This is a genomic window from Undibacterium sp. Ji22W, from assembly GCF_049340305.1.
GTDB lineage: Bacteria > Pseudomonadota > Gammaproteobacteria > Burkholderiales > Burkholderiaceae_D > Undibacterium.
In genome coordinates this window covers 299170-324044 of sequence record NZ_JBMPOU010000004.1, presented here as the reverse complement: position 1 = coordinate 324044, position 24875 = coordinate 299170, and the positions used below count along the sequence as shown (strand labels likewise).

At 47.3% G+C, this 24875-nt stretch carries 21 protein-coding genes; 14 read left to right on the top strand and 7 right to left on the bottom strand.

The window, feature by feature from the left end; genetic code table 11:
- Window positions 1-208: 208 nt before the first annotated feature.
- From ACO0KW_RS18950 to ACO0KW_RS18925, 6 genes are all read right to left on the bottom strand, one after another.
- A complete protein-coding gene (locus ACO0KW_RS18950; RefSeq protein ID WP_423054924.1) occupies window positions 209-1378 on the bottom strand; it encodes an ABC transporter permease in 1170 nt (389 codons plus the stop codon).
- Window positions 1375-2532, bottom strand: coding sequence for an ABC transporter permease (locus ACO0KW_RS18945; protein ID WP_423054923.1), 1158 nt, complete (start codon window positions 2530-2532; stop codon window positions 1375-1377). Before ACO0KW_RS18945 ends, ACO0KW_RS18950 begins: the two co-directional genes overlap by 4 nt.
- Before the next feature lie 22 nt (window positions 2533-2554).
- On the bottom strand, window positions 2555-3310 hold the full coding sequence (locus ACO0KW_RS18940) for an ABC transporter ATP-binding protein (protein ID WP_423054922.1): 756 nt from the start codon (window positions 3308-3310) through the stop codon (window positions 2555-2557).
- The gene (locus ACO0KW_RS18935) at window positions 3307-4566 is read right to left on the bottom strand and encodes an efflux RND transporter periplasmic adaptor subunit (protein ID WP_423054921.1); all 1260 of its coding nucleotides are present in this window, start codon (window positions 4564-4566) and stop codon (window positions 3307-3309) included. The genes ACO0KW_RS18940 and ACO0KW_RS18935 overlap by 4 nt, the downstream gene beginning before the upstream one ends.
- A 226-nt stretch (window positions 4567-4792) precedes the next feature.
- Complete coding sequence (hslO, locus tag ACO0KW_RS18930; protein ID WP_423054920.1) at window positions 4793-5719, bottom strand: Hsp33 family molecular chaperone HslO; 927 nt, start codon at window positions 5717-5719, stop codon at window positions 4793-4795.
- A gap of 86 nt (window positions 5720-5805) precedes the next feature.
- Window positions 5806-6336, bottom strand: a complete 531-nt coding sequence (locus tag ACO0KW_RS18925; protein ID WP_423054919.1) for a gamma carbonic anhydrase family protein — start codon at window positions 6334-6336, stop codon at window positions 5806-5808.
- A gap of 66 nt (window positions 6337-6402) precedes the next feature.
- Between ACO0KW_RS18925 and ACO0KW_RS18920 the strand changes: the two genes are divergently transcribed.
- From ACO0KW_RS18920 to ACO0KW_RS18875, 10 genes are all read left to right on the top strand, one after another.
- Window positions 6403-7254 (top strand): ferritin-like domain-containing protein, encoded by an 852-nt coding sequence (locus ACO0KW_RS18920; protein WP_423054918.1) that lies wholly within the window; start codon window positions 6403-6405, stop codon window positions 7252-7254.
- Window positions 7255-7267: 13 nt separating this feature from the next.
- The gene (locus ACO0KW_RS18915; RefSeq protein WP_423054917.1) at window positions 7268-8257 is read left to right on the top strand and encodes a flagella assembly protein FlgT middle domain-containing protein; all 990 of its coding nucleotides are present in this window, start codon (window positions 7268-7270) and stop codon (window positions 8255-8257) included.
- Between the two features lie 160 nt (window positions 8258-8417).
- On the top strand, window positions 8418-9293 hold the full coding sequence (locus ACO0KW_RS18910) for an alpha/beta fold hydrolase (RefSeq protein WP_423054916.1): 876 nt from the start codon (window positions 8418-8420) through the stop codon (window positions 9291-9293).
- 348 nt (window positions 9294-9641) lie between these two features.
- Window positions 9642-10229: an RNA polymerase sigma factor gene (locus ACO0KW_RS18905; protein ID WP_423054915.1), complete on the top strand. Its 588-nt coding sequence runs from the start codon at window positions 9642-9644 to the stop codon at window positions 10227-10229.
- A gap of 45 nt (window positions 10230-10274) precedes the next feature.
- Window positions 10275-10799 carry a hypothetical protein gene (locus ACO0KW_RS18900; protein WP_423054914.1) on the top strand — a complete coding sequence of 175 codons (525 nt, stop codon included), beginning with the start codon at window positions 10275-10277 and terminating at the stop codon, window positions 10797-10799.
- Window positions 10800-10874: 75 nt separating this feature from the next.
- A complete protein-coding gene (locus ACO0KW_RS18895) occupies window positions 10875-12143 on the top strand; it encodes a hypothetical protein (protein ID WP_423054913.1) in 1269 nt (422 codons plus the stop codon).
- Between the two features lie 258 nt (window positions 12144-12401).
- On the top strand, window positions 12402-13646 hold the full coding sequence (locus ACO0KW_RS18890) for a cystathionine gamma-synthase family protein (protein ID WP_423054912.1): 1245 nt from the start codon (window positions 12402-12404) through the stop codon (window positions 13644-13646).
- A gap of 91 nt (window positions 13647-13737) precedes the next feature.
- Window positions 13738-16242: an ABC transporter permease gene (locus ACO0KW_RS18885; RefSeq protein ID WP_423054911.1), complete on the top strand. Its 2505-nt coding sequence runs from the start codon at window positions 13738-13740 to the stop codon at window positions 16240-16242.
- 51 nt (window positions 16243-16293) lie between these two features.
- Complete coding sequence (locus ACO0KW_RS18880; protein ID WP_423054910.1) at window positions 16294-16692, top strand: group II truncated hemoglobin; 399 nt, start codon at window positions 16294-16296, stop codon at window positions 16690-16692.
- 76 nt (window positions 16693-16768) lie between these two features.
- Entirely contained in the window at window positions 16769-17254 is a 486-nt protein-coding gene (locus ACO0KW_RS18875; protein WP_423054909.1) for a GNAT family N-acetyltransferase, read from the top strand.
- Window positions 17255-17338: 84 nt separating this feature from the next.
- Here the strand turns inward: ACO0KW_RS18875 and ACO0KW_RS18870 are convergent, their stop codons facing one another.
- Window positions 17339-17665 carry an ATP-binding protein gene (locus ACO0KW_RS18870; RefSeq protein ID WP_423054908.1) on the bottom strand — a complete coding sequence of 109 codons (327 nt, stop codon included), beginning with the start codon at window positions 17663-17665 and terminating at the stop codon, window positions 17339-17341.
- Window positions 17666-17825: 160 nt separating this feature from the next.
- Between ACO0KW_RS18870 and ACO0KW_RS18865 the strand changes: the two genes are divergently transcribed.
- From ACO0KW_RS18865 to ACO0KW_RS18850, 4 genes are all read left to right on the top strand, one after another.
- Window positions 17826-19094 (top strand): exonuclease SbcCD subunit D C-terminal domain-containing protein, encoded by a 1269-nt coding sequence (locus ACO0KW_RS18865; protein WP_423054907.1) that lies wholly within the window; start codon window positions 17826-17828, stop codon window positions 19092-19094.
- Window positions 19091-20971, top strand: a complete 1881-nt coding sequence (locus tag ACO0KW_RS18860) for an ATP-binding protein (RefSeq protein WP_423054906.1) — start codon at window positions 19091-19093, stop codon at window positions 20969-20971. Before ACO0KW_RS18865 ends, ACO0KW_RS18860 begins: the two co-directional genes overlap by 4 nt.
- A complete protein-coding gene (locus tag ACO0KW_RS18855) occupies window positions 20868-23060 on the top strand; it encodes an SbcC/MukB-like Walker B domain-containing protein (RefSeq protein WP_423054905.1) in 2193 nt (730 codons plus the stop codon). The genes ACO0KW_RS18860 and ACO0KW_RS18855 overlap by 104 nt, the downstream gene beginning before the upstream one ends.
- A gap of 189 nt (window positions 23061-23249) precedes the next feature.
- Window positions 23250-24605 carry an AAA family ATPase gene (locus tag ACO0KW_RS18850; RefSeq protein WP_423054904.1) on the top strand — a complete coding sequence of 452 codons (1356 nt, stop codon included), beginning with the start codon at window positions 23250-23252 and terminating at the stop codon, window positions 24603-24605.
- Window positions 24606-24875: the final 270 nt, after the last annotated feature.

Here is a 24875-nt window from a genome sequence, read left to right as displayed (position 1 = left end):
GGGCGGTTTTGGATGTCACAAAAATTTACAAAAACAAAAAATAATTTAGATTTGGTTTGGACTTAGCTGTAGGCTGATTCGAGCTTGACCTTCGCTTGCTTTGAACTTGCTGTGGGTTTGTTTAAACTGACACTAAGCCTCATTTTAGTGAATGGGATAAGACTTGGCGAAGGCTTTTACGCCTACTTACAATTCTTTAAAACCAATTTTAAGATTCACGCAAGCAATCAACGATCTTCATTCTGGCGGCGCGCCAGGCAGGAATGAAGCCGCCAATAAAACCCATGCCTAGTGCAAACAACAAGGTTTGCAATATGATGGTCGGCGTCATTTTGAATTGAAATGCTAATTCGCTAAAGGTTTGGAAGTTGGTCGTGGAAATATCGACAGTTTGCATCCAAGAGGCAGCGAATAGGCCGATAACACCACCCACTAGGGATAGCAACAGAGATTCGGCTAAGAAAGCAACGAGCACAGCACTACGGCGGAACCCCAATGCCCGTAGACTTCCGATTTCACCTATGCGTTGCGCGACTGCGGCAAACATCGTAATCATCGCGCCGACGATCGCGCCGATCGAAAAAATGATCGACAAACTCAGCCCCAGAATGCGGATAAAAGTGGTCAAGGCTTCACTTTGCTCCGCATAAAATTGCACTTCCGGTTTGGCATCAATTTGTAGGCGCGGATCATTGCTTATGGCTTTTTGTAAAGTCTCGGCAGCCGCGGCATCACTCAGGCGAAAAACGATGGTGGAATAAGCATTGCGACGGAAGGCCGCCATCATTTGTTCATTGTCGCCCCAAATTTCACTATCAAAACCGGTTTTGCCCGAATCAAAAATACCGACGACCACCCAGTCTCTTTGCGCAAAGCGTAAAGTTTCACCGAGGCTGGTACCGCGAAAACCTTGCGCAATCGAACGTCCGGCAATGATCTCTGAAGTACCGGGTCGAAACATTCTGCCTTGCACCATTTTTACTTGTGGCCGTAGTTCTAATCCTAATTCTGATGTGCCGCGAACTGTGACATTGCTGGGTTTGCCATTGCTGCGCTTAGGTAGGTTATTTAAGACGACGGGCTCTTTGCTGACCAAAGGCAAGCCTTGCCGATTGGTCGCAATGCCGGGAAGGTTGGCAATGATCGCGGCTTGATCCCGTGTGATACCGCTATTGATCTCAGCACCAGCGCCTTTGCGTAGCACCAAAATATTATCGGCTTGCCCAGTAGCGACTAAAGTCGCCCGTATTCCTTCACTCATCATTAATACGACGGTGAAGACGAAAATGACTAAGGCCATGCCGCCAGCAGTGAGTAGAGTGGTGACCCTTCTGACCCACAAATTGCGCGCAACATAAGAGAATGGAATAGCCTTCATGCAACGTGCCTCAATCCATTAACGATATTGATGCGGCTCATCTTCCATGCTGGCCAGGCCGCTGCAATCACGCCGACAATGACGCTGGCCAATAATTGCAGCGCCATCGTCGTATCGGAAACTCTGAATGCCGGAAACAGCGTGCCCACTGATTTAGCAAAGGCGGCGGCAATGGGTAAGGTTAATAATAGACCCGTCCCACCGCCGATTAAGGCGATGACCAAGCTCTCACCAAACAGGAGTTTGACGACAAACCCGGGAGAAAACCCCAAAGCCTTTAAGGTTGCGTATTCGGCCAGGCGTTCGCGTGCCGTCATGGTCATGGTATTGGCCATCACCGCCATGATGATAATGATGATGACAAAGCTAACTGCATTGACTGCGACCAAAATTGCTTCACTCATGGAAACAAAACCGAGCTGAAAAGCCTTTTCCGTTTCGGTCAGGGTTTCACCTAGCGAATTTTTAAACAGGGCATCAATACGCTCAGACACAATTGGCGCGTTATCCGGCTCGTTGATCCGCACCACATAAACACCGACATAGTCGGCACTGCGCTTTAGGCGTTTTCGATTTGATTCCGCGAGTAGTTGCCAATGAAAGAGGAGCTGAGATTCATCGGTCTTGGCGTCGACGCCATCCCAGATGCCGCGTAGCGTAAATATCCAGGTGCCCGGAAATATCGTGCCGCGAATGGGAATCTGGTCACCGATTTTCCAGCCATATTGGTTCGCCAATTTTCGCCCAACAATCGCGCCTTGTCGGTCCAAGATAAAGGCTTTCTTTTCTTCTTCTTTTAATACATATTCCGGGTACAGCGCTAAATAACTGGCAGGTTCAACCGCAAACTGGGGAAAGAAATTACGCTCGGTGATGTAGATGCCACCAAACCAATTCGACCAGCTGACTCCAGTCACGCCCTCTACATTTCGCAGACGTTCGCTGTAGCTAAGTGGTAAAGGGAAGGTCAATGAAATCGAATTGCGCGTAATCAAGCGCACGCTGGAAGTACCATCAACACCCGCATACCACGCATCGATAATCGTCCGCAGTAACCCAAACGCACAAATTGCCACGATCAGACCGACCATGGTCAACAGGGTGCGCAGTTTGTGGCGAAAGGCGTTCTTAAGCAGGAGTCGGAAGATGAACATAGTTTGCGCGTAATTGTCAGGGCTATAGCGACAGACTTGCTGGAGATGTCGGCACCGCATCGTTCACGGGCTCGTCCGGTACCAGCACCCCTTTTTCTAAGTGCACCAGTCGATGTGCTCGTGAAGCCGCTTTGGGATCATGTGTCACCATGATAATGGTTTTACCGAGAGAACGATGTAAGTCATCGAGTAAGTCCAAAACTTCACCGGCAGTGACGCGATCCAAATCGCCCGTTGGTTCATCTGCCACGATCAACGCTGGATCAGTGACCAAGGCGCGTGCAATGGCCACCCGTTGTTGCTGACCGCCAGAGAGTTCATTGGGGTAGTGATCCATGCGGTCAGTTAAACTCACCATCTCCAATGCCGCGTTGACGTGGGCTTTGCGTTGAGAACGAGAAAGATTAGTCAGCAATAAAGGTAGTTCGACGTTTTCGAAGGCATTCAATACCGGCATCAAATTGTAGAACTGAAAAATGAACCCTACATTGGCAGCACGCCAGTCGGCGAGCTGACCTTCACTCAGTTTTGCGATATTCACACCCGCGATTTCTATCGTGCCAGCGGTCGGCTTATCGATGCCGGCGATCAGATTTAACAACGTACTTTTGCCGGAGCCACTTGGTCCCATCAGTGCAAGAAATTCGGCTGTCTCAATATCTAGATTGACGCCTTCTAAGACGGGAATAATTTGACCACCACGCGTATAGGATTTATCTAAATCACGGATACGGATGATGGGTGGATTACTGGAGGGCGTAGTCGTATTCGCACTCATTTGGTTGCAACGCTAACTTTTTTGCCAGCCTCTAATTTGTCATTTGGTAGCAAGACTAATTTGTCACCGGATTGTAAATTCGCGGTGACTTCCTGATTGTCGCCAATTTTTCTACCCATACTGACATTGATCATTTCCAACTGATCGTCTTTTAACCGAAACACGACTTTCTTTCCTTGGCGCTCGATAACGGTTTTGGGATTGATGGCTAGTACCGGCTTTTGTTCCGCATCGGTGGCCGCTTGCGACAAGATGGTGACCTTGGCGCTCATCTCAGGCAGGATGCGCGGATCGAGTTTTTCAAAGCGTATCTTGGTCATGACTGTGGCCTTGGCGCGGTCAACGGTAGGAACGATGCCTGCGATATTTCCGCGAAACCGGCTATCAGGCAAAGCGTCTAAAGTGATCTCGACCGGCTGTCCGATTGTGGCTTTCGCAAGATTGCTTTCCGATACGTCGGCTTCCACTTCTAAGGTCGTCATATCGGCCATCGTGACGACCGCACCTTGGCTGCCAGCAGCGTTCGAGAAAGGCGTAATGATGTCGCCGACATTGGCGTTTTTATTTAACACGACACCATCAAATGGCGCGCGAATTTCTGTGAAATCTTGATTGACTTGTTGCACGCGTAATTGAGAGCGCGCCACCGCGACACTTGCCTGTGCCGACGTAACCGCCGCTTTGGCAGCATTGACGCGTTTGAGTGCCGCGTCCATCGCCTGAATAGAAATAAAACCTTGCGCTTGTAAGCCTTGCGCACGTTTCAAGTCGGCTTCGGCATTCACTAACTCGACATTTGATTGCGCCACCACTGCTTCCGTTTGACGCACATTGGCTTGTACTGCCGCAATTGCTGCTTGCACATCGCTGGCATCGAGCTTGGCGATGATTTCACCTTGTTTGACTTTGCTTCCTTCGCGCACGTTTAACCAGATCAGTCGTCCGGTTGCTTTACTCGCGACCGCAGCGCGGCGTTGTGCGACGACGTAGCCGGATGCGGTCAACTGTGCATATTGTTGTGAAGGATAGGTCGTAATCACCGAACTGACTTGCACTTCTTGCAGACGTGGTCGCAGCATGAAGGCAGCGAGGGCGCCTAGTAGAATCAAGATAATGAACCACTTGCCCCAATTCTTTTTCTTATTGGTAAAGGGGGAATTACGATCAATTTTCAATTGTTTTAGATTCGCGCCGGCGGCGGTGCCGGGGGAGGCATTTGCACCAAGATTGGCGCTGGAAGAAGTGGTGTCGTTCATGTTGTTTTCAGTAAGGTGAATTGTGAAGCACATGTGAACTGAACTTGATTTCCTTTCGGACGCTTTATCTTTTTTTAGGTGTTTCTTCTATCGCTGACCAAATCGTAATAAGACAGCGAAAAAAACGAATTCAAAAAAACAAATGAAAAACAAATGAAAAACGAAACGAAAAAAGGAAATCAATATATTCCGAGCATTCTAATCGAAAACTCTTCACCGACTTTAATTAATGTTTGCTGTGACTCGGCTTAATGATGCCTTCTGTTAAAGTCTGCGCGTTAAATAATTGCGCGCAATCTACTTGGTCAAAGCTATAGTGTTTTCCGCAGAAATCACAGTTGATATCAAGCTGATTCAATTCTGCGATCGCTGTGCTCACTTCGACTTCACCTAGCATCTTCAGCATGTCGCCTACTTTTTCGCGCGTACAATTGCAATGAAACTCCGGATGCACCGGTTCGAAAACGCGTAAAGTTTCTTCCCAAAATAAGCGCGTCATTAATGTTTCTATGTCCGTGCTCAAGAGTTCTTCTTGCTTGAGTGTGCTACCCAAAATTACGGCGCGATTCCAAGCTTCGGTTTCATCCTCGACGCTGCTCTCGGTGCCGCCATGTTTAGGCAATTTTTGCAGTAGGAGGCCACGTGCGACTTTGTCGTCGGCAGCTAACCAGAGTTTGGTATCGAGCTGCTCGGATCGCATCATATAGTTTTCGATAATGGTCGCGATTGATTCGCCGTCGAGCGGAACGATGCCTTGATATGCTTGCTGTCCCGGCATTTTGTCATTCGGATCTAATGTGATCACAAAACGTCCTTGACCACGACTATGCACTAAATCACTGAGCGTTGCATCGTCCTTGATGACAGCATCCGCTGCAAGTTTTGCGGTGGCGCGTAAACGCAATTGCGCATCACATTCAACGACCAATAATTTGATAGGGCCATCGCCGTGAATCTGCATCACCATCGTGCCATTAAATTTCAGATTCGCACTGAGTAAGGCTGCCGCTGCCAAGAGCTCACCGAGGATTGCTTTGACAGGGTGAGGATAAGCTTGGTGCGATAAAATTTCTTGCCAAGTATTCGGTAATTCGACTAATTCGCCGCGAACGCCAGCATGCTCAAACATAAATTTTTGTAGATTATCTTTCACTGTATTTCCTTGAAAAGCTTTAACGATTATTTTTGATAAATGGGATTGTCGCTGCAACGATGATTGTGCATGCACTCTTATAGCGACTACTCAGCGTCAATCCGCTTTAGTTGTGTTTTATATTCTTGCGCGCGACGAACATAGTTTTGCGTATTCGCCTGCATGTTGGCGATGGCTTCATCGCTCAATGTGCGAACCACTTTGGCAGGCGAGCCAACAATGAGACTATTATCTGGAAACTCTTTGCCTTCCGTGACTAAGGCACCCGCACCGACCAAACAATTTTTGCCGATTTTAGCGCCATTGAGAATTACCGCTTGAATGCCAATCAGACTACCTTCACCAATACTGCAACCGTGCAACATGGCTTGGTGGCCGACCGTGACGTTTTTACCGACCGTTAAGGGGAAGCCAGGATCGGTATGTAAAGTACAAGATTCTTGCAAATTGCTGTTTTCGCCGATGTGAATCAATTCGTTGTCGCCACGAATTACCGTGCCAAACCAAACACTAGCATACGCGTCGATTTGTACCTTGCCGATGACTTTTGCGCTATCGGTAATATAAGCGCTCGCATCAATTTGAGGAGAAATATCGCCTAACTGATAAATAGCCATGATTCTTCCGTAAAATAGAGGGATTAAGATAAATTAACAATTAGCCGCCATTTTACCGCTCAACGCATGAATTCACCGATACTTAGTCCTTTTTCTGATGCTGCTTTTATAAGTTTGAACATTCTTGATTTACGTCAGCTTGCTTTACATTGGCTCGCTGAACCTCACGCCAGAGCAAAGGCCGCGGGCGTGACAGCGATGCGACAAGCTTGGCTAGCAGGTGCATTGCAACTCAACAGGCAAGGGGATCTGCTCGCGCCAACGACGATACCTGGACGACCAGCTAAACCCGATCTGGTCGCTCCTTTGGAAGTAAAACGACGTTCAATGGCGACACCAGAAGGGCGTGCTAGCCTGATTCATGCGCTTGCCCATATCGAATTTAATGCGATTAATCTGGCTTTAGATGCGGTTTGGCGTTTTCCGGACATGCCCGAGGCCTATTATGTCGACTGGTTGCAAGTAGCACAGGAAGAAGCGTATCACTTTGGTTTGTTAGCCGATCATTTGCAGACTTTGGGCTATCAATACGGCGATTTTTCTGCGCATAATAGCTTGTGGGAATTAGCGGAAAAGACGCAGGCCGATGTGTTAGCAAGGATGGCATTAGTGCCGCGTACGATGGAGGCGCGCGGCTTGGATGCGACGCCTGCTTTGCGGGCTAAGTTGGCGCAAGTGAAGGATCAGGCCGCCGCAGAGATTTTAGATATTATTTTGCGTGATGAAATTGGGCATGTTGGGATTGGGAATCGTTGGTTCGCTTACTTGTGTGAACAACGACAGTTAGAACCCATCGCTTGTTTTGCTGCGCTGGCAAAGGAGTTTCGTGCGCCGCAATTGCGTGCGCCATTTAATGTGCCAGCAAGACTGGCGGCGGGATTCACGCAAGAAGAATTGCATGCGATGAAAATTGAATAATAAGGACGAAACTATGCATCAAAATAAGCAAGACAGTTTGAAGATGTGGCGGCAGCAGGCTAAAAGTCAGCGCGGAATCTGGGGTGTGTTTGCTGCGGTCATGTTGTCGTCACTTAGCCTATCGGCCTGCGGTTTGTTTTCTAAACCACTACCAGCGCCGTTGGCCGAACAACGTGTATTGAAAAAGAAGGTCGTGATGACGGGGTTTGCCGTTAATGTTCCGGCGCAGGTGCAAGATCTGGATGACGTCGCGCAAGGCTTTCCACGTGAATTATTAAGCAGGTTGGAGCGTTCTGGAAATTTTCTGGTGCGTCAATCTAAGGATTTGTTGTCCTACGATATGAAACAAGAGGTACCGACTGCAAAGTTGGTTAAACAGGTTGCCGCAGAAAATGATGCGCAATTTGTGATCTCTGGCGAAATCCGTAGTGCGGGTGTACGTAGCGACAAAAAATATTGGGGTTTGTGGGAAAACCGTAATCGTCATATCGAAATAGAATTGGTGATTTACGATGGGATGACCGGCGCTTTCATACAGCGCCATCACCTGTATCGCCCAGCTGAAGACGACAGCAAGATCGGTAGAGATAAGCCATTTGGCAGTGTGGCGTTTTATGCGACCAATTACGGCAAAGCTATTGATGCAGTATTGGCAGAATCAGTTGGCTGGATCCGAAAAGATCTGTCGGCTTTTCCCATGATCGCTAAGATCATACAAGTGAATGGTAAACGATTAGTAGTGGACGCTGGTACCACTTCCAGTTTGTTTGTTGAGGATGCAGGCTTAGTGGTTTCTGATTATGACGAATTGCCAGTGATCGGCTTGAGTGCGCTGCAGGCGCGACCACTACATTACGGAACGCCACAGGCGAGTATGGGTCGCATTAAGATCCAACAGACACAAATGCAGTTCGCTGTGGGTGAGCTTGAAGGCGAAAAAGAAATCGGTGGAGTGAAGGTCAAAGTCGGCGATTATGTTCGATTTGATGGCTTAATGCCCTAAAATTTCGGCTTTGCTATGTCATCTTAGCCAAAATTACGAAAAATTTTAGAAGCCTTGCGAAGAGAAATCTCGCAAGGCTTTTTTGTGTGTTGCAGCAATTTATCCGCGATAGGTTATAATAATCGAACGGTCGTACTATTTTTATCTAAAGGTTAACATCATGAAATCCAGCCGTTCTGAATTCGTTGCTCTGCGTGGTTTAAATATGCACGTACGCCACTGGGGAAGTCCCGATGCACCGAAGTTATTCATGGTGCATGGCTGGATGGATGTCGCAGCATCATTTCAATTCGTGGTTGATTGCCTTGCGCAAGATTGGCATGTGATTGCCCCTGATTGGCGCGGTTTTGGTTTGACCGAATATCCAGCGGTTGAGAGCTATTGGTTCCCTGATTACGTCGCAGATCTTGATGCGATCTTGTACCACTATTCGCCTGAACAGCCAGTTAATTTATTAGGACACAGCATGGGCGGCAATATCGCTATGATTTATGCTGGTGTCCGTCCGGAGCGCATCGCTAAGTTGATCAACCTAGAGGGTTTTGGGATGCCAATGACGCAGGCAAAACAAGCACCAGGACGTTATCGTAAATGGTTGGATGAATTGCGTGAAGTACCGACTTTGCGTCCGTATGCGAGCGCGGCAGAAGTTGCTGGTCGCTTGCAAAAAACCAATCCACGTTTGTCGGACGCTCGTGCAGAATTTTTGGCGCAGCATTGGGCAAAAGAAAACGCGCAAGCTCAGTGGGAATTGTTAGCCGATCCTGCGCATAAAAATTCCAGCCCTTTGCTGTATCACGTCGATGAAGTTTTGCAATGCTGGCAAAATATCGCAGCACCAGTGTTATGGGTGGAGGCCAATGATACTGACATCTGGCGCATGATAGGCTCCAAAGAAGAGGCGCGCGTTGAGATAGATCGACGCATGAAGTTCATCCCCAATATGCAAACGAAAGTTGTGATGGATGCCGGTCATATGTTGCATCATGATCAGCCGGAAGAATTGGCTGTGATGATAGAAGAATTTTTAGCTTAGTTTTATGCCGATGTTGGCTGAGGCGCATCTATTTGCGTCTCTTTAGGCCATATTCCACTCCGCAATCCGCTCTTGCAAATCATGGTCAGCCATTGCTTTCTTAACGATGCCTGACCATATCAGGTGGTATCAATGCTCATCAGAATATTGATGAAACGTTTATTCGTTACCTAACAGTCTTGCCTTCTTCAAACATCTTAAATCCATTCAGGTCTTAGCTGATGTCGGCGTTTGATCGACTATTTTTCGTTACGTTCGAAAAAATAGTTGGAACTTTTCCTCGCGTGAGTTGGAATAGCAATATGAAGCACATAATTCACACACCAAATTAATATTTCAACATAGTGCATGAGCGATTTAACATCGGATATTGAATTGATACGACAGATGCGTAATGGCGATCAGGCTGCCTTTGCAACTCTGTATCGCCGCCATCATCCTGCGTTGTATCGCTATGCGGTATTGCGTTGCGGTTCGGCTGCTGCGGCTGCGGATGTTGTACAGGATGCATTTATGGGGTTGATTAGTGGTCAATTTCATTACGATGCATTGAAGGGAAATTTATTATCTTTTTTGTTTGGTGTCTCCCGTAATCTGGCGATGAAATTTGACGCTATTAGCCGGCATCGATTCATGAACTCGGTCGAAGATGATGCCAATGATGAAGCGCACGAACCGGTTGAATTGGCGAGTGAAGAGTTGAATCCTTTAGACCGACTGTTGCATAACCAGATGGCGGAGGAGTTAAGAATCGCAATTGCCAATTTGGCGCCGCATTATCGTGATGTTTTGATTTTGTATGAATTGCAGGAGCTGTCTTATCTGGATATCGCTGATATTTGCCAGATTAATGTTGGCACGGTGAAATCACGATTATCGCGGGCGCGTTTGGCCTTAGCCGAACGATTGCAAGTTTATCGAAGTGTTGCGGCGTAAAAATGTAGAACAGTTCGCCCTTAGGATCGCCAAGAGAGAAAACACATGTTAGATGTAGAAGAAATTGAAACACGTTTAAAACCCAGTATTGCTGCCTTGAAGCAAGAACTGACGAATCTACGTGCCCCAACAAATGTAGAGGCGAATTTGCTGAAGGCTTTCGCGCAGCAACATCCGCCTGTGTCTTTGTGGCGCAGACTATTCGCGCAACCTTGGCAATGGAGCGGGGTGCTCGCGATGGCCTTTTTAGTCACCTTGGTATTTGTGCGACAACCTGGCATGAATTCCATGAATGGCGACGCTGAGTTGACTAGTGCCTTACATCTACAAACCCATCTACCTGCCGATGGTGAGCTGTATGAAGAGATTCCCTTTGTCGCTTTGGAAAGTGGCGAAACCATACTCAAGCAAGACAATATGCGCATCGTGCAAGCCCAGATTCCACACACCATGTTGGCATCGCTGGGCGTGCCTGTGAGTCCGCAGGCGGCAGGAGAATATTCGACTGCAGAAATGTTGGTGGGTGAAAATGACGAGTATCTAGCTTTACGTTTTATCCCGGGAGAATAGCAGCGAGTTACTAGCTGACACTGTTAGTCCCGGTTTTCATTGAATGATGTTGACAAAAAAATGAAGGAGCAATCGATGTTGAAATCAAAAAATAGCTTACTACTGTCCTTGCTGTCAGTGGTGTTGGCGACATTCCCTGTGTATGCAATGCAAGCGAATGAAGTGAAGTCCGATAAAATCTTTGTGTTAGAAACGACGAGCGTCGATAGCGATGCGCAGTCATCCGAGAAAAGCAAGGCGAAGACCGATGATAATAAGATGGATGTCAGACGTGAAGTGATTATCAATCGCTCAAATATGGGGCCTGACATGGCAGGCATGGGCTCGATGATGAACGGCGCGCAAATAGTCAGACTTGCGGAAAAAAACGTCAAGAATGCCCCATACAGTGCAGAAATTATCAATGAAACGCAGCAGAAACTGGCAGATGGTAATTTGATTTCAAACAAGATGAGTACCCATTCTTATAGAGATAGCCAAGGCCGCACACGAGAGGAAATTCGAGATAAGAAAGGGGAAGTGCGAGAGATCATTATTCAAGATCAAACCGATCGACGTGTGATTCTGAACCCGAAAACCAAGACAGCAATGGTGATCATGACGCGCTTTCATTTTTCCGGCAAAGACGGTGATAAGCTTCCACTGAATATTGTGACTGAGAATATTTCTAAGGGTAAAGACGGCAAAGATATGATAGAGCTGAAATTAGTCGCAGGCGATGACAAGAGTGGTGAACGCCATGTTATCGTGCGACGTATGGAAAAATCTGTGGATGGAAAAACCGTAGAAAGTAAATCGACTACTACCGATCAAGGCAAGACCGTGACCGTAGATGTGCGTGGACCAGAAATGGCACGTAACATTGAATTGAATGTGAACGGCGCGGTGCAGAACGCGATGCAGGGGGCGATGCTAGATCCAGGAATTGCGCGTATGTTCGGCGACGCTAAATGGGCAAGTAAGCGTCAGACCAAAGTATTGGGTAACAAGGAATTTGATGGTGTCAAAGCAGAAGGCAAGTTAGTCAGTTATGAGATTCCCGCTGGTGAGATCGGTAATACGAATCCAATTACTGTGTCGGATGAGACTTGGACTTCGCCTGAATTGCAAATCACCGTGTATTCCAAGCACAGTGATCCACGCACCGGTGATCGCATCTATCGCTTGAATAATCTTAAACGCGAGGAAGTCGCTGCGACGATGTTTACTATTCCAAGTGATTATAAGGTCAGGGATTTGAGTAAAGATCTTGGTAATAATCTTAAATTGGATTTGCGTGAAAAGTCAGATAAGGCGGAAAAAGTTGAACGCATCGAAAAAGAAGTGAAGATTGAAAAGAAATAAGGTTTATTGGTGAGTCGCGAAGCGAGGCTTGTCTCCGCAATTCTCGCGACTTCTTCTGGTTTTAAACGCAATCAGTATCAAATAAAGCGAATTGATCAAAGGTCAATTCGCTTTTTTGCTGAGTGCTTTCGTCCGTCACTAACTAGCACAGTGATGTCGATTTAACCAAACTCTCAAATTTCTATGCACTCCAATGGTGTACTGCACAATCTGAGTTAAACTCTTAGTTTGATCGATTTTCTGCAGCAGAGCATCCTTATGAGCACATCCAAATCCTACGGCTTCACCACAACCATTTTGCATAATGACCGTCAAAAAGAGATAGAGCACGGTTCACCCCATAAACCCATCCATACTTCAGTCACCTACGGCTATAAGAATGCGCGTGAATTGGCGGATGTTTTTCAGGGCAAGAAGCCCGGTTATCGCTATGGCCGTCAGGGTAATCCTACGGTATCTGCGTTGGAAGATAAGATCACCAAGATGGAAGATGGAATTGCCAGTTTGTGTTTTGCGACCGGCATGGCGGCTATTGGTGCAGTGTTCCAAGGTTTGTTGCGACAAGGCGATCATATTATCTCTTCGCGTTTTTTATTTGGAAATACGAATAGTGTGTGGCAAACCTGTGCCGAACAGGGCATAGCATTGTCACTAGTTGATGCTACTGATGTAGCTGAAATTGAAGCGGCGATCACTCCGACAACACGCATGGTGTTTGTCGAAACGATTGCCAATCCACGTACGCAGATCGCGGATCTCAAACGCATTGGCGACCTGTGTCAGCAACGCGGCATTTTGTATGTCGTCGACAATACGATGACGTCACCTTACTTGTTCCGTGCAAAGGCGGTTGGTGCTGGCTTGGTGATTAATTCTTTGACGAAGTCGATTGCAGGGCATGGTAATGTTTTGGGCGGTGCAATTACTGATACCGGTTTGTTTGACTGGGCTGCATATCCTCACATTGCCGTGAATTTTCGTAAGCTGGCGGGTACACAGCAGGGCATGGCGCAATTGCGTGCAAAAGCTCTACGAGATTTTGGCGCCTCACTGTCGCCCGAAGCTGCACATCAAATTGCGGTTGGCGCAGAAACGTTGGCCTTACGGATGGATAGAGAAAGTGCGAATGCATTGGCATTGGCGCGTTTGCTAGATGCTGATCCACGCGTTGCGGTCGTGCATTACCCTGGCCTAGCATCGCATCCTCAGCACGGCTTGGCAACGGAATTATTCCGAGCCTATGGTGCCTTGCTGAGTTTTGAATTGAAAGCTGAGATCGATTGTTTCGATTTTCTGAATCATTTAAGGTTGGCGATCAATGCGACTCATCTGGGCGATACCCGCACGCTTGTAATTCCGGTGGCACACACCATCTTCTTTGAAATGGGGCCAGAACGGCGAGCTGAAATGGGCATCGTCGATTCGCTTATCCGCGTATCAGTGGGGATCGAAGATACTGAAGATTTGCTGCAAGATTTTGCTAATGCACTGAATCAATATTAAGCAGTATTAAGCGGTATTAAGCAGTATTAAGCAGTATTAGGTGCCCGCCCTGAAATAATTCAAGAAGCCAACAATCCGACCAAGGAAATCCATGTCTATTTTGCCTTTAGCAATTCGTATGATGTCGCGCGACTGGCGTGCCGGTGAGCTGCGCTTCTTGCTAGTCGCTTTGATGGTCGCGGTTGCGTCCTTGTCATCGGTGGGTTTCTTTGTTGACCGTATGCGCAATGGCCTAAACCGTGACGCGCATCAGGTGTTGGGTGCTGATTTATTAGTTGTTTCGACTAAAAATATCGCCCCAGAGTGGAAGCAGCTTGCAGCAAAAATGGATTTGCAAACAGCGGAGACGGCCGTATTCCCCAGCATGGCTCTGGCGGGTGAAGATGACGCGGTAATGGCAAAACTGGTGACTCTGAAAGCGGTCACACAGGGCTATCCCTTGCGTGGCAGTTTGAAATTGCAGCGTGATAACAAAGAAGTGCCGACTTCCGCTATTCCGAGTCCCGGCACGGCATGGGTTGATCCCGCATTGCTCGGTAGCTTAAAAATCAAAATAGGCAGCAAGATTAACTTGGGTGAGCAGCAATTTACCGTTACCGAGAGTATTGCAGCGGAGCCGGATCGTGGCTCAGGTTTTTTAGGATTTTCACCGCGGGTCATGATTACAGAACAAGATCTGGCAGCGACTAAGCTGGTGCAAGATGGTTCGCGTGTTACCTATCGATTATTGTTGGCGGGCGATAAAAAAGCCGTTGAGAAATTTAAAGTCGAAATTGAGAACCAGATCAGCACGCAAGAGTTAAAAGGTGTGCGGGTCGAAACCATCGACAATGGCAACGAGCAAATGCGCACGACACTAGATCGCGCCGAGCAATTCCTTTCTATGGTTAGTATGTTGTCTGCCATGCTAGCTGCAGTGGCTGTAGCGATGGCAGCGCGTCGTTTTATGTTGCGTCATATTGATGCTTGCGCGATGTTGCGTTGTCTGGGGCTGACGCAAAATCAAGTGACCAGCATGTATTTGTTGGAATTTTTGATACTTGGCATCATCGGTAGTCTGGCAGGCGTAGCACTTGGATTTTTCAGCCATTTTGTATTGCTTGAATGGCTGGGGAAATTGGTCTCGAATGATTTGCCATCGGCGAGTTTTTTACCCGCTTGGCAAGGATTGGCAATAGGAATCTTGCTGCTGGTGGGATTTGCGATGCCGCCGATTTTGCAATTGCGCAATGTACCGCACAACCAAGTGATACGACGTGAACAGGAAGCGCCAAAGGCCATGACCCTGCTGACCTATGTGCTGGGTTTGGGAATTTTTATTGGCTTACTCCTGTGGCAAACTGGCGATGTTAAAGTGGGATTGCTGGTGGCGGCAGGTTTTGTGATCGGCTTACTTTTTTTCTCTTTGATCGCGTGGTTAAGTATTTTTGGGCTGAAACGAATGCGTACCAGCTTCGATTTTGCCGCTTGGCGTTTTGCGATCACGGCATTACAACGGCGTCCCGGCGCGACGGTGGTGCAAATTGTCTCGCTGTCTTTAGGTCTCATGGCGCTGTTGCTATTGACGGTAGTGCGCAGTGATTTGATCGCAGCATGGAAGCAATCAACACCCGCTGATGCGCCAAATCACTTTGTGATTAATATCCAACCTGACCAAAAAGGTGAAATTGCGAGACGCCTAGAGAGCTTCGCACAACCGCAGATTTATCCGATGATACGCGGTCGCCTAATTCAGATTAATGATCAAGTCCTAAAATCGAGCAGCTACAAGGAAGATCGTGCGAATGCTTTGGTTGAGCGTGAATTTAATCTTTCTACGATGAAGGATTTGCCCGCCCTGAACAAGATCGTTGCAGGTACTTGGTACAACGACGCAACGGCAAGCGAACCTGAAGCCTCTGTTGAAGAGGGTTTGGCGAAGACGCTCAAAGTTCAGTTGGGTGATCACATGGTGTTTGATATTGCAGGGCAAAAAGTGACAGCCAAAGTGACGAGTTTGCGTAAGTTGGATTGGGGCTCTATGCGGGTGAATTTCTTTGTGGTGATTAATCCTAAAGCAATGCAAAACATGCCACAAACCTTTATCACCGCTTTCCGTGTCCCTGACGATAAAAAGCAATTCACTAATCAACTGACACAAGAGTTCCCGAATCTCACCGTGATGGATGTCGGCGCAATACTCAAGCAATTGCAAGATATTTTGGATCAAGTAATTACCGCTGTAGAGTTCTTATTTTTATTCACTCTAGCGTCAGGCGTGTTGGTCTTATACGCAGCGCTAGCAGGTTCGCAAGATATTCGTATGCGGGAAGCGGCTTTGTTACGTGCCTTGGGGGCAACCCGCAGTCAATTGTCTCGTGCACAGTGGGTAGAATTTGTGCTGGTTGGTAGCCTTGCGGGCGCATTGGCTGCTTGCGGTGCGTTGGCAATCGGTTGGGCGATGGCGACGTTTGCGTTCAAGTTCGCCTGGACATTCTCCCCTTTAGTAATCGCCGCTGGTGTTGCTGTCGGCGCGGTGTGTGCCCTAGTCGGTGGCTGGCTAGGTTTGAGAAATGTATTGAGTCAACCGCCATTATTGTCCTTGCGGAATAGCTAGTCGGTGCGTCTTTGTTTTAGAAAATTTTGAGAAGTCAGGATGTAATGACGTATGGAAGCAGCAGAAGAAAAATCGAATCTCTATCAACTCATCGGTGGTGCCGATAAGCTTAGGGAGATGGTCGACCGCTTTTATGATTTGATGCAATTGGAAACTGAGTTTGCTGGTATCAATCAAATGCATCCACAGCCGAATGACAGTTCACGTGATAAATTGTTTTGGTTTTTATCTGGTTGGATGGGTGGACCTGATTTATACATATCGCAATTCGGGCACCCACGTTTGCGTGCTCGTCATTTGCCGTACGCAATCGGTATTGCAGAGCGCGATCAATGGCTGCGCTGCATGGCATGGGCGATGCAAGACGTGGGTATCGCCGAGCCATTACAGGAACATTTGATGAGTTCGTTTTATCAGACTGCAGATTGGATGCGCAATACGCCAGGTTGAAATCAGCAGGTACTCTGACATTTTCAAATCGCATTTTTGATCCACATTCTTGACCATTTCATTAGAAATTATTTATATGAGTTCAGTTCTTATCCGTGAAATTCAAGAAACCGATAATCCAGTAGTCGCCGCATTAATACGTACTGTGCTCACTGAGATGAAGGTTCCTAAAGTCGGATCTGCATTTGCTGATCCTTCCCTCGATTATATGTATCAGCATTATCAGCAAGATAAAGGTGCTTACTACGTGGTGGAAGTCGAAGGTGTCGTTTGTGCGGGCGGTGGTTTTGGCAGCCTGCCGGGCGCACCTGCGGAAGTTTGCGAGCTGCAGAAAATGTATATGCTGCCGCAAACGCGCGGTCTAGGGCTGGGACAGCAATTGATAGAGCGTTGCGTGACAGAGGCGAAAAAGCGAGGTTACACGCAATGTTATCTGGAGACGTTGCCTAACATGTTAGCTGCGCAAAAGCTGTATCAGAAGATGGGTTTTCAATACATCGATGCACCTATGGGTAGTACCGGACACAACGCCTGTCCAGTGTGGATGCTGCTGAAATTTTAAGAGTGAACGCGGGCGGTTTTGGGGCTTACTTGGAACTTCCTTGCAGCTTGCTTTGAACCTATTTGAAGCGTATTTGGAGCACCATTACGGAAGTAGCAATTGAAATTTTGCACCGTTATTCTCACTCAGATTCGATATGCGAATTTCACCGCAGCGGCCTTCATTGGTATGCCGCGCCACAACACTTTCGGCAAGGCGTAAGCTTAAGCCCGTACCTTCAGACGACACCGCGCTCGCTTGGCCGTGATTTTCTAGTAGCGCAGTAGGGTATCCTTCACCATCATCCTGTACGCAAATTTCTAGATAGTCAGGCGTTCTAATTGAGCCTTTTACACAAACGAATTCGGGTGGCTTAAATTGTTCGTTAGAAATGGTTTGGTATTGAGTGGGTTCTTGGAGTGTAATCTTCATCTCTTAACACTTGGCGAGGCAGACCTAAGCGTTAGCCACTTTATACGGAGTCAACAAGAGCTTGATCTTCCAATAAAATCTTATTATTTGCCACATTTTTAACTTTTTCCAAGTAAGATTAGCGCTCTCTTTATCTTCACTATTCAGCTAATTATCACCCATGCGCTTCATTCATACTTCCGACTGGCATCTCGGCCAAACTCTGCACAATTTTGATCGCAGCTACGAGCATCAAGCATTTTTAGATTGGCTGATTATCTGTTTGGTAAATGAACAAGCCGAGGCCTTGCTGATTTCAGGCGACATCTTCGACACCGCCAATCCTTCAGCGCTAGCGCAAAAACAGTTTTATCGATTTTTGCAGCAAGCCAAGCAACAGCTACCACATTTAAATATTGTCATCATCGCGGGTAACCATGATTCACCCGGTCGCTTAGAGGCACCAGCGCCTCTGTTGGAAGACATGGATGTCGCAGTGATTGGCTTCGTACCACGGTTACCCGATGGCAGCATCGATTTAGGGCGATTAGTTCTGCCATTGAAAAATGCTGCGGGTGAGATCAAAGCATGGTGCTTAGCGATACCGTTTTTGCGTCCTAGCGATGTGCCTAAATGTGAAGGCGAAGTCAAAGACCCCTACATGCAAGGCATCACGCTCTTGTATCAACAATGCTTGCAATATGCATTGACTCTGCGTCAACCCAATCAAGCCAATCAAGCCATAATTGCGCTCGGTCATTGCCACATGGTGGGTGGCGAGATCTCCGAAGAATCCGAACGCCGCATCGTGATCGGCGGTACGGAAGCTTTATCGGCGAGTATGTTTGATGCGAATGTCGCGTATGCCGCTTTAGGCCATTTACATCTAGCGCAAAAAGTCGGCAAGCAGGAACACCTGCGTTATTGCGGCAGCCCATTGCCTATGTCCTTTGCCGAGGTCGATTATCAACATCAAGTTCTGCGTGTGGATTTAGATCAAGACAAAGTCAGCGATATCACGCCCATCCTTGTGCCACGCGCAGTCGATTTGCTACGCGTACCAAAGCATGCCGCACCACTAGCGCAAGTCTTGGTGGCATTAACCGCCTTAGATTTGCCCAGTGATACGCCACTAGAACGCCAACCGTATCTTGAGGTGCGCGTCAGGCTAGATGCCCCTGAGCCAGGTTTGCGGGCAGCGATAGAAAACGCGATTGAAGGTAAGGCGCTGCGACTAGCCAAAATCGAAACCAGCTTTGCGGCAAGAAAAATCAGCGAGTCAGAAACCGTGACACTCACCGAACTAGAAAACTTGCAACCGGAAGATATCTTCCAACGCCTATACCAAAACAAATACCAAAACGAAGCGCCACCAGAACTACGCAGCGCTTTCACCGAACTCATGTTGGCCAATGATCGTGGTGACCTCGGCGACGAGGTGCAACCATGAGAATCTTAGCTCTACGCGGAAAAAATCTCGCCTCATTGGCAGGAGAATTCGAAGTCGATTTTGAACAAGAGCCGCTCAAGTCAGCTGGCCTATTTGCCATCAGTGGCGCAACAGGTGCAGGCAAAAGCACCTTGCTCGATGCGCTCTGCATGGCGCTGTATGAAAACACCCCACGCCTCATTAAAGCCGGCGGCAGTAAGACGCTACCCGATGGTAACGAACTGATCTCGCAACAAGATACTGGTAATTTACTACGTCGCGGCACAGGCGAAGGCTATGCCGAAGTCGATTTTGTCGGTTGCGATCAAGTCAGCTATCGCGCCCGTTGGAGCGTACGCCGTTCACGCAATAAAGCTACGGGTGGTTTGCAGCCAACAGCCATGACGCTACATCAATTGCCAGACCTAACGCCTATCGGCGGCAAAAAAACGGAGGTCAAAGCCGAAATAGAAAAACGCATAGGCCTCAAATTCGAACAATTCACCCGCGCCGTGCTACTCGCACAAAATGAATTCTCCAGCTTCTTAAAAGCGGAAGACAACGAACGCGGCGAATTATTAGAAACCCTCACAGGCAGCGCGATCTATAGCGAATTGTCCAAACGCGCCTTCGAGCGCGCCAAGCGCGAGCAACAAGACCTGCAACGCATACTCGATCGCCTAGATGATCAAAAGCCGCTGTCAGAAGAAGAGCGCACCCAGCTCGACATCAATCAACAAAACGCACTAGCGCAGCTACAAAAATTAGAAGAGCGCAAACTCGCCCTAGAACAAGCTCTGCGTTGGTTTGAACAAGATCAAAAGCTGCAACATGATAGCCAAATCGCACAAGAACAAGTCGAGCAAACACAGCAAGCATGGGCACAGTCGGCAGCAAGACAAGCACAGCTACAGCAAATTGAGAACGTCCAAGTTGCTCGTCCTTTACTAACGGAAACCGATCGCCTAAAAAGCAGCGTAGAGCAATGTCAGCAACAAATCATCAACGCCCAAGCACAACTCCAAAGCGCGCAGAGCAATAGCCAACAACAAGAGCAACAACAGCAAGCCGCCAAGCAGCAGCTACAAAAAGCCGAGCAAACTCAAGCGCAAGCCGCACCGCAACTAGACGCCGCCAAAGCGCTAGAAGCCGCTATCGCCACCATGCAACCCGCGCACGACGCGATGCAAGAAGCGCACGCCAAGTTGCAAGCAAAATGCAGCCAAACCCAAGAGCAGCAGCAAGCAAAGCAAGTCGACATCAACACCAACCAAAACTTATTGCAAGTCTGCACCACATGGTTGAGCGAGCACAGCGCCTTGCAAGTTTTAGCAGACGATTGGGCAAAATGGGAAGTCTTACTGCGTCAAGCCAAACAAGCGCAAGACGAGCTTCAGCATCTCACACAAAAGCACGCGCAACATGCGAGAGAGCAGCAAGCACAACAAGCGCAAATCGCAGACCTTAGTGAGCAACTGAGTCTAAGCCGAACGCAATTAGAAAAAGCCGAACAAGCACGCCAACAAAGCGCAGTGACATATTTGGAATCCAGTACTAAACTAAGCGCCCAGCTGCAACAAAAGCCAGCTCTAGAAAAACGCCGCGAACACTTAAGTAGCCTAGAGAAATTGGCGAACAACCGTGAAGAGCAGGGTGCACGTCTGCACAAAACGCAGCGCCAAATTCAAACTCTGCAAGACAGTCTCACTCAAACTAAGAACGAAGCGAAACAAGCGCAAGACAAATTACCGGCATTAATCGCAGCGCAAGAGCAAGCCGAACGTTCGCTCAAAATTGCTGAAAAGCGCTTTCCTAAAATCCGCCGAAGAGCTACGCGCCACCTTAGCGCCGGATCAAGCTTGCCCAGTCTGCGGTTCACACGAGCATCCCTACCGTAGCGATCAGCCGCATCCGCCAGAATTACATGCGATGCTGGAGCAATTGCAAGCGCAGGTACAACAACGCCGCCTAAGCACACAAGGCGCACAACAAGGATTCACCAGCAAAGACGCGTTGGCTACGAGCTTGCAAACACAGCTACAACAAACCCAGCAAGAAGTGGCGCAACAACAAGCGCAGGTCGCACAAACCCAAAGCGCGTGGCAAACGCATCCATTAGCGCAAGAGATCGCTGATCTAACGCCGGCAGAGAATGTATTGAACACATGGGTAGTCGAACAAACCACACAAGTACAAGAAACGTTGGCGAATATCACCGCTTTAGAAAACACCAACCGCACCGCCTTACAAAGCAAAGACAGCGCACAAGCCCACTATGAACAAGCAACGCGCACGCACAACGCCAATAAAGAAGCCCAACAAAATGCTCTTAACGCCTTGGAGCGCAGCAAAGCAGAACAAGCGCACACGCAAGAACAATGCACCCAATGCCAAACCAGACTCAACAGCTATTTAGAAGAACTCACACCAGCACTGCATGAGCTAGGCGACGGCGCAAGTAACTGGAAAGAGCAATGGCAAAACGCGCCCGAGCAATTCACCCAGCAATGCGCAGCACACGCCAAAGAATGGCTCAAACAAAGCAAGCAACGCGAAGCATGCAATCAGCGCGCAAGCAATTTGACCCTAGAGTTAAATAACCTCAGCGCTATCCTGCAACAAGCAGAACAAGAACAACAAAACAGCGCTCAAAGCTTAGCCGCCAGTGCGCAAGCACTACAACAAAAGCAAAGCGAGAGAAGCGCCTTATTGCGCATGCTCGCCGACTTATTCGCCGACCTAATTCAGCACACCACACCACAAACACAAAGAGCAGAATTCAGCCTAAAACAAATCGAAGCTCAATTCACGCATGCGATTAACGCTGCCAAACAAGCTGTCGATCTAGCCACCCAAAACCACAACGCCGCAGTGTTAGCCCACAGCCGCTGTACCGAAGCATTAGCACAAGCAACAGCACGACTAGCCGCGGAACAAAGCCTGCAAACAAACGCCGCAGTCGCGTTAGCAGACTGGTTAGCGGAGCACGGCGCAAGCCTAATGAGTGGAGAAGATTCTGCAGAAAATCCAGAAGCCCAACTACGCCAATTGCTAAGCTATGACACCGCGTGGATCACCAGCCAGCGCCATGCCTTGTTCGCCATCGCCAACGCCAGCCAACAAGCACAAACGCTAAACCAAGAGCGCCAACGCCTGTGCGCAGAACATCAAGCGCAACGCCCCGATGTACAAACAATCTTGGCACAAGACGAGTCAAAGAGAGATGACAATGCAGATGACAACGCAGACGCGAATGTGAATGAAAATTTAGATAGAGACGGTGAGCCAGACAATGATGCGATTGCAGAAGAAAACGCAACAGCATCATTCAGCACGCAACTAGCTCAAGCACTACAAACCCTGACAAAACAACGCAGCGAGGCACAAGCGCAAGCCAGCCAATTACAAACCGCCATCGCCCAAGACCAAGCCCGCCGCACGCAAGCTACAGACATCCTGAATCAACTAGAAACCCAAGAAGCCAAAAGCAAAATCTGGGAAACCCTAAACCAATTAATCGGTGCAGCCGACGGCAAAAAATTCCGCAACTACGCCCAGCAATACACGCTCGATGTCTTGATCGGCTACGCCAACCGCCACCTACACGAACTAGCCCGCCGCTACCGCCTACAACGCATCAACGACAGCCTAGCGCTCATGGTGATAGACCAAGACATGGGCGACGAAGCCCGCTCAGTCCACTCACTCTCAGGCGGCGAATCCTTCCTAGTTTCACTAGCCTTGGCGCTAGGCTTAGCCTCACTATCAAGCAAACGCGTACGCGTCGAATCCCTCTTCATAGACGAAGGTTTCGGCAGCCTAGACGCCGACACCCTACGCGTTGCGATGGACGCCCTAGACGGCCTACAAGCCATGGGCAGAAAAGTCGGCGTGATCTCGCATGTGCAGGAGATGACGGAAAGGATTGCGACTAAGGTGATGGTGGTTAGAGGGGCCGGAGGAAAGAGTTTGGTCAGTGTTACATAAAATGTTGTTTTTGATGAACGCGTCACTGAAAGCAAATCTCTCTAGTAGAAAGTACGCACCATCTTGCTGATTGCATATTGGATCGATGTGGGTTGGGATTGATAGAATCAATTTCAAATAGTTATCAAACTACAGTTATTAAAAATTTGAATTTCTCTAGAAATTCTTCACAAACTTTATGGAGGCTTTATGAGTTCAATTGGAAAAGGTTCGGAGTGGAAAAAATGGGATCTCCATTTTCACACGCCTTCATCACACGATTATGGTGATAAAAGCGTTACAAACGAAGAAATCATAGAGATATTGAATCAAGAAAATATTTCGGTTGTTGCTATCACTGACCATCATGTAATTGATGTTAAACGAATTCAGCAATTGCAAATTTTAGGGCGTGTACATGGAATAACTATCCTACCTGGTATCGAGTTTTTGTCGGATGCGCGAGGGAAAGATCCCATACATTTTATTGGGATTTTTCCCGAGAATGCGAATCTAGAATTTATTTGGGGACAATTAGAAAATAAAACTGGGATTTCAAAAATAAAGGGAGAGGGAAAAAGACCAGACGAAGTTTATTGTGATCTTGTTGATACCATTGAATTGGTTAAGACTTTGGGAGGTATAGATTCGCTTAAATTTGTTGAGTCAGAATTGCAGTATTTAAATGAAAAATTAACCAATGATTTGTTAGATATTCGCGAAAAGAGGATTCTAGCCACAATTGAAATTTTTGAGAAAAAACAAGAAATAAAGAAGTTCTATGATGAAATCAAATTTGAAATAGATTCTAGATTCAATTCGGCGAAAGTTTCGGGATTGAACATCGTGAGCTCATTAGCTGTAAAAAATGATTTTGAAGACGAATTACTAAAAAATATACAACAGAATAAATCGGGATCATTTTATGGTAAGGACGAAGGAAGGAATTTACTTCGTAACGAGATAATTTCAAATGTCAATTGGAATGAAAAGTCGAATGTAGAGAAATTTCTTCGCGAAATTATTTGTTATTTAGAATTTGATAAAAGGCCAATGAATATTGAGCCATATGAGCGAACATTCATAGACAATTTGGTGAAAAATCGGAAGGATTTTTATTCTTACTTATTCTCTCTTGAATATTTGCAATCGCATTATGATTTGCAACAAAATGGTAAAAGTTTGGAGCAATTGTCTCCAGGGGAAAAAGGAGCATTGCTATTAGTTTTTTACCTAATTCTGGATAAGGAAGACATACCGTTGATCATAGATCAACCCGAAGATAATTTAGATAATTACAGTGTTGCGCAAATTTTGGTTCCATACATCAAAGAGGCTAAGCGGAAGCGTCAGATAATAATCGTTACCCATAATCCGAATTTAGCGGTGGTATCGGATTCAGAACAGGTTATTAGAGTGAGTATCGATAAAAATGATGGAAATAGATTTTGTTGCGTATCTGGAGGAATTGATGAGAAAAATATCAATAATGCTGTTGTTGAGGTATTAGAGGGAACTATACCCGCCTTCAAAACTCGAAAAGATAAGTACTTTGGAAATTCTTAAAATCTGAAGCCACATAATTAATGGATGTTTAGCGTAATCTATTGCGCTTTGTAACATAGCGATATTGAAGCTTTAGATTTTACTTTTAAGATAAGAATTACATTTTGCGAGGATGCGTATTGAATCTGCACAAAACAGATTTTTCCAACTGATCCGCAGATCGATGGAGGTCATTCGTACAGTTTCGACAAAAAGTGCTTTAAGTGATGATACATCCGTCAAAGATGTAAAAACTCTTAAAGCCAAGGCGATCACGAACTAGAGCTATTT

Bases quoted from the DNA above. Each gene is read 5' to 3' on its own strand.
- ACO0KW_RS18935 (WP_423054921.1), bottom strand. From the start codon at position 4,566: ATGAACGACACCACTTCTTCCAGCGCCAATCTTGGTGCAAATGCCTCC.
- ACO0KW_RS18920 (WP_423054918.1), top strand. From the start codon at position 6,403: ATGAATTCACCGATACTTAGTCCTTTTTCTGATGCTGCTTTTATAAGT.
- ACO0KW_RS18865 (WP_423054907.1), top strand. From the start codon at position 17,826: ATGCGCTTCATTCATACTTCCGACTGGCATCTCGGCCAAACTCTGCAC.
- ACO0KW_RS18905 (WP_423054915.1), top strand. From the start codon at position 9,642: ATGAGCGATTTAACATCGGATATTGAATTGATACGACAGATGCGTAAT.
- ACO0KW_RS18880 (WP_423054910.1), top strand. From the start codon at position 16,294: ATGGAAGCAGCAGAAGAAAAATCGAATCTCTATCAACTCATCGGTGGT.
- ACO0KW_RS18885 (WP_423054911.1), top strand. From the start codon at position 13,738: ATGTCTATTTTGCCTTTAGCAATTCGTATGATGTCGCGCGACTGGCGT.
- ACO0KW_RS18870 (WP_423054908.1), bottom strand. From the start codon at position 17,665: ATGAAGATTACACTCCAAGAACCCACTCAATACCAAACCATTTCTAAC.
- ACO0KW_RS18925 (WP_423054919.1), bottom strand. From the start codon at position 6,336: ATGGCTATTTATCAGTTAGGCGATATTTCTCCTCAAATTGATGCGAGC.
- ACO0KW_RS18915 (WP_423054917.1), top strand. From the start codon at position 7,268: ATGCATCAAAATAAGCAAGACAGTTTGAAGATGTGGCGGCAGCAGGCT.
- ACO0KW_RS18895 (WP_423054913.1), top strand. From the start codon at position 10,875: ATGTTGAAATCAAAAAATAGCTTACTACTGTCCTTGCTGTCAGTGGTG.
- ACO0KW_RS18950 (WP_423054924.1), bottom strand. From the start codon at position 1,378: ATGAAGGCTATTCCATTCTCTTATGTTGCGCGCAATTTGTGGGTCAGA.
- ACO0KW_RS18850 (WP_423054904.1), top strand. From the start codon at position 23,250: ATGAGTTCAATTGGAAAAGGTTCGGAGTGGAAAAAATGGGATCTCCAT.
- ACO0KW_RS18940 (WP_423054922.1), bottom strand. From the start codon at position 3,310: ATGAGTGCGAATACGACTACGCCCTCCAGTAATCCACCCATCATCCGT.
- ACO0KW_RS18945 (WP_423054923.1), bottom strand. From the start codon at position 2,532: ATGTTCATCTTCCGACTCCTGCTTAAGAACGCCTTTCGCCACAAACTG.
- ACO0KW_RS18875 (WP_423054909.1), top strand. From the start codon at position 16,769: ATGAGTTCAGTTCTTATCCGTGAAATTCAAGAAACCGATAATCCAGTA.
- ACO0KW_RS18860 (WP_423054906.1), top strand. From the start codon at position 19,091: ATGAGAATCTTAGCTCTACGCGGAAAAAATCTCGCCTCATTGGCAGGA.
- ACO0KW_RS18910 (WP_423054916.1), top strand. From the start codon at position 8,418: ATGAAATCCAGCCGTTCTGAATTCGTTGCTCTGCGTGGTTTAAATATG.
- ACO0KW_RS18890 (WP_423054912.1), top strand. From the start codon at position 12,402: ATGAGCACATCCAAATCCTACGGCTTCACCACAACCATTTTGCATAAT.
- ACO0KW_RS18900 (WP_423054914.1), top strand. From the start codon at position 10,275: ATGTTAGATGTAGAAGAAATTGAAACACGTTTAAAACCCAGTATTGCT.